Genomic DNA, 10,692 nt, shown 5'->3' with positions numbered 1-10,692 from the left:
ATCCGTGAGCATGGTCAATTCGACAAAGACAGCACCATCGAGCACGACCTGCGCGAGCATGTGCTGCATGATCGCAGTCGGGATGTCACCAACAACGAGACCATCCAGATCGGGAAGGACCGTGCCAAGACCGTCGGCAGCGACGAAACCATCAGCATCGGCCACGACCGCAAAGAAACCGTTGCCAACGACGAGACCATCAACATCGGGCATGATCGGGTTGAAACCGTAGCCAACAACGAAACCACGACCATTGGTTCCAACCGTAGTGAAAACGTCGGCAACAACGAAGTCGTTACCGTCGCGCTGACACGCACCCATAACGTCGGCATCAATGATATGCTCAATGTAGGTGGAGCAAACGAGGTAACCGTGGGTGGCGCACAGGCCATTACCGTAGGTGGTGCCTAGGCCATTACTGTCGGCCTGGCGCAAGCCGTGTCCGTAGGCATGAATCAGGCCATGAACATCGGCAAAAACCTGACGATCGACGCCGGTGACTCCATCACCCTTACCACCGGCAGCGCCAGCATCTCCATGAAGAAGGACGGTACCATTACGATCCAGGGCAAGGACATCACCGTCAAGGGCTCCGGCGTTATCAACGCCAAGGCGAGCAAGAACGTGGTTATTAAAGGCAAGAAGATCCTGGAGAACTGAACCCATGGAAACGAACCGCAACCAAGACCGAGCGGAGACCGCCGGGGCAGAACCTACCGAGATTACCGAACGCTACGACGGCGTTATCATCGGCCTCCTGCTCGGATTCCACGAGGACGGAGCGCCACTTGTCGCCTTCCCCGGCAATCCGCAGGAGACGGCCCTCAAGGCCCGCACCACCACCAGGCTTGAGGGCACGGATGTGGGCCGCGAGGTTGCCCTCCTGTTTGAAGGCGGCGACCCGCACCTGCCCCTGGTCATCGGCATGGTGCAGCATCCCGAGCGAAAGACCGAGGCTCCAGTACCCTTCACCGCCGATCTGGACGGCGAGCGCATCCTGCTCCGGGCGCAGAAAGAGATCGTCCTCAAATGCGGCAAAGCCAGCATCACACTGACAAAAGCAGGCAAGATCCTGATCCGAGGCGCCTACCTGCTCAGCCGTTCCTCGGGTGTTAATCGGATCAAGGGCGGGTCGGTGCAGATCAACTGAGCGCTACTGGGAATCCTCTGGTGTTGCAGATCACCGATCACACCCCCTTTGTCACCGCACTGGCCGTGTTTCCGGATCAGGAAGGTGTGGATACCGTCTTCTCGGTTACCAAAGGGACCTTCGACATCGGACCTGAAGGGCTCCGAGTCGCAGCGGAACAATTGCCGGTGGTACGTGCCGATGAATGCTGGGACGAGCCGGGCACCTCCTCGATTCGGTATGCCGCCGAACTCGGCCTTACCAAACCGGCAACCGACATCGTGATGATCGGTCATGCCTACGCACCGGCCGAACGGCAGGTAACTTCCATTGACGTCGGCCTGATGGTCGGTTCCCGACGTAAGATCATACGGGTCTTTGGTGATCGTTGCTGGGACCGAACCTTGGGCATTGCCCACTTCACCGACCCCCTTCCCTTTTCCGAGCTGCCTTTACGTTATGAGCACGCTTTCGGTGGTCGGGACCAGGTTTCCGGGCGCGATGGAAGCCAAACCCGCGTGTGCTCGGCCAATCCCATCGGTCGCGGCTTTCGCGTCCGGGGGAGTGAACAGGCGCTAACCGGAATGCCCTTGCCCAACCTGGAGGACCCGAAACACCTCATCGATAGCCCGAAGGATCGTCCCCCACCGGCCGGATTTGGCTACATCCATCCCCACTGGGAACCGCGCCGGCGTTATGCGGGGACCTACGACGAACACTGGCAGAAGAACCAGGCCCCCTATCTGCCAGCGGACTTCGATCCCCGCTTCAATCAGGCCGCCCACCCGGATCTGATCGCCGACGGCTATCTGCAGGGAGGTGAAGGGGTAAAAATCGTCAATGCCTACAAGTCGGGCCCCCTGCACTTCCAGCTACCGCATATCCGTCTGTCCGTCGACTTTATGATCGACGGTGCCGTGCATACCCGCACCCCGGCGTGGGACACCCTGGTGCTCGAACCGGACCGGCACCGTTTCATTGCGGTGTGGCGCGCAAGCATCCCCTGTGACAAACAGGTCTTGCAGGTGCGCGAGGTGGTCGTGCGGTGCCTGGACGCCGATATCGACCTTGGATGAATAAATTGCCCTCACCACGCATCGTCATCACGGCAGCAGGCGCCGCGACCCCCGTGGGCCTCACGCTGCCCCAGACCGCGGCCGCGGTACGCGCGCAGATCGCCAATTTCAATGAGATTAGCTGGTGCGACAAAGAATACGAGCCCTTCGTCATCGCCTATATCCCCGAGGAATGCCTGCCTGACCTGCCGAGCACCCTGACTGCCTCGACGCAGTACAGCCGGCGGGAATCCCGGATGCTCCGGGCCGCCAATCTGGCCTTGCAAGATCTGGCTCGGGCGCAGCCGGATTTGGACGCAGCCATCCCCTTATTGCTCGCGTTGCCACAGGACGCTACGACCGATCATAACGAACTGTGGAATGCCGTGCTGTCGCTGACCTCGCTACCGATCGATCCGGAACACAGTGCGATCATTCCGCGTGGCCGAGCGGCCGGACTCATTGGAATCGACGAAGCAACCAAGCTCCTGACTCAGGGTACGGCCGAGTTTGTCCTGGTCGGTGGCTGTGATAGCGAATATGACCTGGAACGGCTAGGACATCTGGACCGCGTCGGCCGCCTCAAGTCGGATATCAACCTGGATGGCTTTATCCCCGGTGAAGGCGCCGGTTTTCTGCTCCTTGGCACCGAGCGCGCAGCGGCGAAGCTGGGATTATCGACGCTGAGTGTCATAGCGGCCACCGCCAGAGGCTTCGAGCATGGTCACCTCTACAGCGAGACCCCCTATCGCGGTGAAGGCCTGTCCGAGACCTGGCAAGCGCTACTCAGTAACCTATCGAGCCAAACAGAACACAAGATCGCCACCCTATACAGCAGCATGAATGGCGAAAGCTATTGGGCCAAGGAATTGGGCGTATGCAGCATTCGCCATCAGGACAGCCTGGTCGAGGCCCCCTTCATTTCGCATCCGGCGGACTGCTTCGGCGATCTCGGGGCGGCCTTTGGTCCCGTGATGATCGGCCTGGCCACCACCGGCCTGCAACGGGGCTATCGTCGAGGACCGGTACTCGTCTATTGTTCTTCGGATCACGGCCACCGTGCCGCCGCGATCCTCCACAAAATCCAATGCCATTAAGTTAAGCCTCAAGGCCCCTCTCCTGGCGAGGGTGTCGCAAAAGCCCCTCTCCCGCCGGGAGAGGGGTTGGGGAGAGGGCGAACAAAGACAGCGCGCGACCGATCACAAATGGTGTCGGCGACACTTAACTTAATGGCATTGCCACAAAATCTAACCGAGAGGAGCACATCATCATGGCCCAAACCACCTTCGCCAACGGCCGCGGCATTGTCCACCAGAGTAGCGGCGGCATGAGCACCGTCTTTCCCGATGTCTGCAAGACGCCCGTGGGGTCATCCATGCCGCCCATTCCTTACCCCAATACCGGAAAATCCTCCGACACCTCCGGCGGACCCAAAACCGTGAAGACCGACGGAAAAATGCCGATGGTCAAAGGCGCCAAATACAAGGTCACTACCGGCGACGAGGCGGGCGTGGCCGGGGGCATCATCAGCGGTACCCATAAGGACGTGGCCGAATTCATGCTCTACTCCTTCGACGTCAAATTCGAAGGGCGGAATGTGTGTCGTCTGGGTGATCCCTTGTTTCATAATAAGAAAAACGCGATGGGATAGCGAATGACGGAAATTGGCGAAGACGTGGGGAATCAGACTGATCCACCGGAGGATATCTGTGAGAAGCTGCGAAAAAAAATAGATGAGCTCATTAATCGCAACAAGCGCGAGCTTGGTGGGGGGGGTACCCATGGGCTTAAACACCGCTTTGCGGAACAAGTCAATGCCCCGCTCAATCATGGACCGGGAACGCCGGAGTGGATCAACCATGAAGGAAATATTAAAGGGGATCAAAAAGCGTTAAGGCGTGCATTAGAAAGATTCAGAGACAATCACTGTGGGCCGCCGCCAAACGGCGCCGGGACTTGGGCAAGACGCCCCGTACCGACACGCGAACAGTGGCTTCCACGCCCAGCGGTCGATATGGATGCGGTAAAGGTTGTTGCAGGAGGGACGGTAGCGGGTGGCGCAGGCTATCTGATTTATCGGGGAATACGTATGCTGCCTTCACTTGCTGCTCCTCCTCTGTGGCCCACAATCCCCGCGAACCTCGCTATTCCATAAGGAGTCGCTATGCAAGCCTCCCTACTGAAACCGGAGCAATGGGGACTGATATTCACGCTTCTCAGTCTGGATATCATGCTGCCTATGTATGAACCCATGGGCCTGCAAATAACAGAGAAAGAAAGATTCGTGGCCATGCTGCGCCGGCTGATCATCGAGAATCGGCGGGCCTATGAAGCGAATCCCTCCGTCATCCCCCCCCTGGCGGAAAACGTCCTGAAAGCGGTGGAATCCTCCTTCGGCGGGGCGCAAACCAGGCATTTCTTTCTATGGTCAACCACTGTATTTACTGACGTTCCTGCCGACAATCCCCAATGGGATCACTGGGAAATAGTATTTTCTTACATGATGCGCGATGCCGACATGTGGGAGAAGCTAAAGCTGGAAGAAGGGAAAAAGAAACGCATTGCGAACGTCTATTGGAATACCAGGAAGCCGGAGCGGGATCTCCTGGAAGAAAAGATCACCACCCTCAAGGGCAGGCTCTTATCCGATTGGGATCTGGAGATGTATTCCATCCATCGGTTCAACAACGACGATGAGAGCTTCGACCCATTCAACACGGTTCTGCAAACGGCGGAAATCAACCATTTCCAGTTATTCTGGGAAAGCCTCCTGCCGTTGCTCTCGGCCGCTGAAAAATCCGAGTTGAGGGCCTATGCCAAAGAGTTCCTCTCCGAGCTGCTGGCACCGGATCCGCTAACGGAGTCTGGGTTGGAAGGCTATCCACCAGAGGTTATTTCCGTGCTGATGGAACCGATACCGCTGACTCTGCCCTATCCGGACGAGTTACGGAGAGCGATATGATCATCATTCGCGAAGAGGAATTCATGGCGCCGGAAGGCGAAGTCGACCAGCAATACAAAGAGGAATTGGCAGAACAATTGCGGCATGATCGCCCGCAAGCTACCCAAGGCGCCACGGATCAGGAGTTGTGGGACACTGCCAGAGAGGCGGTGGAGAATGCCCGGGAGTTGGAGATCTTCGAGGGCAGGGATATCTATCGTTTCATTTTGCTCTCCTTTGCGCCCAAAGAATTACGCGAATCCCCGTTTTTGCAAAGCGTATTGATCCGCGTACTCAATAACCTCGACATGTCCGGAGAAAATAGAATGGATTTTATCGAAAAGCAGATTATCCCCCGGATCGGTCGGGCCCCCTCTGTCAGAATAGATCCGTAGATTTGCGTTAAAATCGGAGCTGTGGCGATGACCCAAATCGGTGAAGGAGTCCACGCCACAACCGGCACCGCCTCCAACTGCGAATGCACGGCAACCGGACATCCAATCGATGTCGCCACCGGCCGCGTCTTTGTCGTCGACAAAGACATCACCTTCACCTATCCCCTCTCCATCGGACTCTTCCGTACCTGGTCGAGTAGCCATGCCGGCAGACCAGGCCTGTTCGGTAGCGGCTGGACATCCTTTCTCGACCTACGCCTCGTGCTCGATCCGGACGAGCTCATCTACTACGACGACGAAGGCCGGGCAATCTCCCTTCCCCTGATTGCGGTCGGCGACTCATTTTACCTGGCGGCGGAAGGACTCACCTTACTGCGTCTCGAAGATCATTTCGAGCTAACCCAGCGCAATGGTAGAAGCTACCGTTTCACCCCCGACGGCCGATTGCAGCGCGTACAAAGTGGTCACTACCACAGCATCGACCTCCTCTATCAAGGCGTAACCGTCCAGCCCCCACCTCGTCATTCCGACTGGGACGCCGGAATCCAGGCGCCCAGGATGGGAACAAGGCATGGCAAACTAAGGGGGGCTGAACGGTTACATCAAGGCGAACAACTCATTGGCCTCAAAGACGCCGGAAGCAAGGACTATCGTCTCGTCTACGATGACCTCGGGCGGCTCACCGCAATCTACTGCCATATCCAATCCGCGCAACAAGAAATCAGACTGCGGGGATATACCTATGACAACCGCAACCGCCTGACCGCGGTACACGATGAATTCGCCAACCCATTACAATATACATATGATGACAATGACCTTTTAATTGCAGAGATAAATCGCAACGGATACTGCTTCAACTACGAATACGACGCCCAAGGCAGATGCATCAAAAACTGGGGAGACCAAGGCGAATATTATCGCGAGCTGCGCTACACAACCGGGCAGGGAAAAACCGAAGTAATCGACTCGTTACAACAAAAAACCACCTACTACTGGAACCGACAAGGTTTGGTCGTCATGGTCGTAGACGCCGCGAGCGGCGTTCACCAATACCATTATGACCGGAATCGTCGCCTGATCGGTGAAATCGATGCCAACCAAAATACCATCACCTATGAATACGATGAACAAGGACGGCAAACCGCAAAGACCGACCAGGAAAACAACCGCTGGGAAACGGTTTACGACGACGACAAGCCCGATGTGCATATCGACCCACTCGGCAATGAAATAATCCGCATCCATGACCAAGACGACAACCTGATTCAGGAAGAAGACAGCCAAGGCAATCGCCAAACCCACCAGACCGCCGCCGGGAAAAGCACACAGGAAAATCACCCGGCAGTCCGGAAAGAATACGATGAATGGCATCGTCTATTGTCTATGGGCGATGCCGAAGGACATACCAGGCATTTCGTCTACGACCTGAAAGGGCGTTTGATCCGCGAGCGCGACAAAAACGGCAACGAAACCAGCTATGGCTACGACGCCGAAGACAATCTGATATGGACACGCGACCCGCTAGGGAACGAAAAGAGATTCATCTATCGCGGACTGAACAAACTCAGCGAACAACGCGACGAAAACGGCAACACAGTCAAATTCGAGTACGACAGCGAAGGACAGCTCACCACCATAACCAACGAAAACAACGAAAAACACACCTTCAGCTATGACGCTTGCGGACGGCTCAGCAGCGACATCGGTTTTGGCGGCGAGACCAACACCTATGGTTACGACCGCAAAGGAAACATCGTTACAGTATCGCGCCCCGGCGGCTCGCTGGACATCCGCTACGACAAAACAGGAAGGATCGTCGAAATCGCCGGCCACGACCCAGCGGGGACCCACTGTCGCAACACCTACCAATACGACCAAGCCGGGCGACTCATCGAAGCGAGCAACGAACACAGCACCGTAAGATTCGAATACGACGCGCTAGGACGCATCATCAAAGAACAGCAAGGGGAGCAATCAATCGAGCGCGTGTATGATGCCGCCGGAAATCTCATCGCACGCAAAGGGCCTTGGGACACAAGTATAGAATTCGAATATGACGAAAACGACAACCTCGTGGGCGTCACCCTGCCCGGTGACAAAATCATCCGGCTCCTACTCAACGACCAAGGACAACCGGTCGAGCGACAGCTGCCCGGGGGCTCCTATTCGCACTGCAAACACGACCCGGAAAACCGCCTGTTATCGCAGAAAATACACGACCCGAGCAGCGATTTGCTGACTGAACGGAAATATAGCTACGACCAAAACAAAAGAGTCATCGTAATCGAAGACAATAAACGCGGCACGAAACGGTATGCATACGACCCATCGGGGCGATTAATCCGAGAATCGCAAGACAAAGCGCAAGACACGGAAGACTTTATTTACGACGCGGCCGGCAACCTGTTACAAAGAGGCCACCATCAGGCACAGTATGCCAGCGGAAATCGGCTGCTCTCTTCCACCCATGGGGCCGCAGGGTTCGACTACACCCACGACGCACGGGGTAACATCGCGACGCGACGCGGCGAAAATGGAATCACGCAGCTTCAATACAACAGCTTCAACCAGCTCATCGGTTGCTTTGATTTAGCGGCCGGATGCGATCTAAACTATTTCTACGACGCGCTGGGCCGGCGGATCGGAAAGAAGGCGTTTGATGGAACAGAGGTCACCTACTACTGGGATCAACTTCAACTGATTGCAGAAGAACCTGAGCGTAAGAACAAGACCATATACATCTTCAAGCCAGAGACCTCCATTCCCCTTGCCATTTTACAAAACGGGACGGCCTACTTTTGTCATACCGACCACTTAGGAACCCCGCTGGAGATTACCGACGAAGCAGGAAAACTCGTCTGGCAAGGAAACTACGACGCCTTCGGGGCCTGTGAAGAAAAGGTTGCTATAATCCCCAACCTACTGCGATTTCCAGGACAACAGTTTGACCGCGAAAGCGGTCTTCATTACAATGTCTTCCGCTATTATGACCCGCGAATTTCTCGCTATATTACGCAGGATTCAATCTCGTATTTAAGCAAGGACTTCAATTTATATCGATATGCCCGCGGCGCCCCTGTTTACAGGACCGATCCTTTTGGATTGGCACCCATAGCAATTCCCGTCGCGGAAGTCCTCATCCCCGCAATAGTTAAGGGGCTTGCCTGGGTAACAGGAATCGTGTTGGCGGCGGTGGGAGCAAAGGAAGCAGCGGATGAGATTTCTAAGTCTAAATCAAAATCGAAGGAAGAGGAAAAGTGTGAGGAAGGTAATAAAGGCAAAAAACGAAGAAAGACCAAGGAAGAAAAAGAGCAGCAGTTAAAAGATATGAAAAAGAATCCCCCCGATCATCCTGATTACGAACCTCCCAAGAACTGGAATGGAAAAAAGGTAAAAAATCCGAATGGATCGGGAAGTGGATGGCCAGACAAAAAGGGAAGGGTTTGGCAACCAACAGATCATAAGGGCAAGGCGCATGGACCTCATTGGGATGTTCAGAGTCCTGGTGGAGGGTATACGAATATATACCCGTTGGATTGAAATCCCGAGATCTTAATTCTACTTTTCCACATTCCATAACAACCCATCGATCTTCGAGGTGAATTGTCATGATAGACCTGGTGGAAAAACAAGATTTAGCGCAATATCATCGGCGCTGTCATTTTGATTACGCCAGCTACTTGGATTGGCTGGATGAAGATGAGATCTCATCCGACTATCATGTCGTATCGACGGCTAATATTCAAATAAGAGACAGGAGTGAATGGAATACATTGGGACGAGAGATCCATGACGTAGAGAGGTTAAGGACGCACGCGCAAGAGGTCTGTAAAATTGTCCGCTCGTTGGGCGTAAAAACCTTTGTTGCCCAACATGAATACTTGCCGGGTATTTGGTTCCCGGAACACCTGATCTCAGAAAAATCCGTAGCCGACAAAATTTCATATATTCGATCAAAGGTGGGCTCCATCGACATTTCGCGCTTCGATGGTGGATTCAGGATCGAAGACGAGATATGTGATTTTGTTGGTGTTTTTATCGACTATCCTTTCTTGAAAGACCGATGGCACTATAAGGATATCGATATTATTTCAATGGAGCGGGACCTGATTATAAAGATCAACCATCACTTATCGATACAGTTCGTAACGTCAAGTAGGGATGCGGCAGAAGAGATCCTGGGTTTATGTGGTGAGACTGATATTATTTCCATCGACTAATGAATCTTCCCCGCTCCAAGGGGCGGGTATCAATCGGATAGGAGTCTTTTTTCTCGCCGCAAGCGGGGGAACTCGATCCACAGAGATTAAAGAGGAGTAACGAAAATGAGAGAAAATTATATTGGAGTCAATTTGCTGTTTGCAAATCGACAATCTTCAGCTTTGAATGCGATACTGAATTCGTATGTATTGAATAGTGAGAACTATAAGGATACTATAGACGAAACGAGTCGAATTGCCAATAAAGTCAACATCTTTAACAGCGAAAAAGGGCTGGGTAGCATGAAATACCTGGGTATCGAGGATATTTTCTGGGTAATTGGCCCTTTAGAAGAAGGAGCAATGCTGGGCAGGATGACAAGTTGGGGAATTACATTTGAAGAGGCTAAAGCACTCAGTATTTCTCATGAATCATTTAGTTTTTTAAAAAAACCGCGCTCTTATAAGGAAGGGCAGTTTTTAGCCACTCCAATATACTATGTATCCGATCCGGAAAATCCCCGCGCCATCTCTTGCCACATGCTTGTCGAGTGTACCGATTTGTCTTCTGTTACGGAAAGAGCCATTGGCCTTTCGAGAAGTATTTCATTTCTCAAAAAGATTGTAGCTTGCGATGCCGAAGGAACGAAATTAGAAGACCTGAATTTTGTTGGCTTTGAAGATATTGCGTTAATCTATCAGAATATCAGGAAAGGTGGGGCTTTTATTGAGCTAATTAATGACTCATTTGCGTCGGTTAAAGATATGAAGCATATCCTTATGACTGAAGAGCAATTAAAGGATTTTTTTCGTTCGTATCCTGATACTCCATAGCTAGTACCTGACATCAGTTGAAAAGTAACTTTTTATACCGGTTGGATGGTAGGGAAGAAGGTAGTGGCTAAATTTTAAGTGATGAAGTCTGCCGACCCCTACCCCGTCATTCCGGCAGGGATTGCCGGAATCCAGG

The 10,692-nt window shown here is 53.6% G+C and carries 12 protein-coding genes; all 12 read left to right on the top strand.

What is annotated here, in order from left to right; genetic code table 11:
* On the top strand, positions 1-411 hold a 411-nt coding region (locus BQ17_RS09350), incomplete at its 5' end, for a bacteriophage T4 gp5 trimerization domain-containing protein (RefSeq protein WP_439645661.1).
* A 51-nt stretch (positions 412-462) separates the two neighbouring features.
* On the top strand, positions 463-660 hold the full coding sequence (locus tag BQ17_RS09345) for a hypothetical protein (RefSeq protein WP_141699200.1): 198 nt from the start codon (positions 463-465) through the stop codon (positions 658-660).
* 4 nt (positions 661-664) lie between these two features.
* Positions 665-1,150 carry a DUF6484 domain-containing protein gene (locus BQ17_RS09340; RefSeq protein WP_218068198.1) on the top strand — a complete coding sequence of 162 codons (486 nt, stop codon included), beginning with the start codon at positions 665-667 and terminating at the stop codon, positions 1,148-1,150.
* A gap of 20 nt (positions 1,151-1,170) precedes the next feature.
* Positions 1,171-2,205, top strand: a complete 1,035-nt coding sequence (locus BQ17_RS09335) for a DUF2169 family type VI secretion system accessory protein (protein ID WP_176722362.1) — start codon at positions 1,171-1,173, stop codon at positions 2,203-2,205.
* On the top strand, positions 2,202-3,281 hold the full coding sequence (locus BQ17_RS09330) for a beta-ketoacyl synthase N-terminal-like domain-containing protein (protein ID WP_089726428.1): 1,080 nt from the start codon (positions 2,202-2,204) through the stop codon (positions 3,279-3,281). Before BQ17_RS09335 ends, BQ17_RS09330 begins: the two co-directional genes overlap by 4 nt.
* A 173-nt stretch (positions 3,282-3,454) precedes the next feature.
* Positions 3,455-3,835 carry a DUF4150 domain-containing protein gene (locus BQ17_RS09325; RefSeq protein WP_089726426.1) on the top strand — a complete coding sequence of 127 codons (381 nt, stop codon included), beginning with the start codon at positions 3,455-3,457 and terminating at the stop codon, positions 3,833-3,835.
* Positions 3,836-3,838: 3 nt separating this feature from the next.
* Positions 3,839-4,339 (top strand): hypothetical protein, encoded by a 501-nt coding sequence (locus BQ17_RS09320; RefSeq protein WP_089726423.1) that lies wholly within the window; start codon positions 3,839-3,841, stop codon positions 4,337-4,339.
* A gap of 84 nt (positions 4,340-4,423) precedes the next feature.
* A complete protein-coding gene (locus tag BQ17_RS09315) occupies positions 4,424-5,146 on the top strand; it encodes a hypothetical protein (RefSeq protein WP_218068197.1) in 723 nt (240 codons plus the stop codon).
* Positions 5,143-5,520 carry a hypothetical protein gene (locus tag BQ17_RS09310; protein ID WP_089726419.1) on the top strand — a complete coding sequence of 126 codons (378 nt, stop codon included), beginning with the start codon at positions 5,143-5,145 and terminating at the stop codon, positions 5,518-5,520. Before BQ17_RS09315 ends, BQ17_RS09310 begins: the two co-directional genes overlap by 4 nt.
* A 27-nt stretch (positions 5,521-5,547) precedes the next feature.
* Complete coding sequence (locus BQ17_RS09305; RefSeq protein WP_089726416.1) at positions 5,548-9,063, top strand: RHS repeat-associated core domain-containing protein; 3,516 nt, start codon at positions 5,548-5,550, stop codon at positions 9,061-9,063.
* Positions 9,064-9,131: 68 nt separating this feature from the next.
* Positions 9,132-9,743 (top strand): hypothetical protein, encoded by a 612-nt coding sequence (locus tag BQ17_RS09300; RefSeq protein ID WP_089726414.1) that lies wholly within the window; start codon positions 9,132-9,134, stop codon positions 9,741-9,743.
* A gap of 105 nt (positions 9,744-9,848) precedes the next feature.
* The gene (locus BQ17_RS09295; protein ID WP_089726412.1) at positions 9,849-10,556 is read left to right on the top strand and encodes a hypothetical protein; all 708 of its coding nucleotides are present in this window, start codon (positions 9,849-9,851) and stop codon (positions 10,554-10,556) included.
* Positions 10,557-10,692 lie beyond the last annotated feature (136 nt).

The sequence above is a fragment of the Candidatus Thiosymbion oneisti genome (assembly GCF_900092655.1).
Classification (GTDB): domain Bacteria; phylum Pseudomonadota; class Gammaproteobacteria; order Chromatiales; family Chromatiaceae; genus Thiosymbion; species Thiosymbion oneisti.
This window is presented reverse-complemented; position numbering and strand designations above follow the sequence as displayed.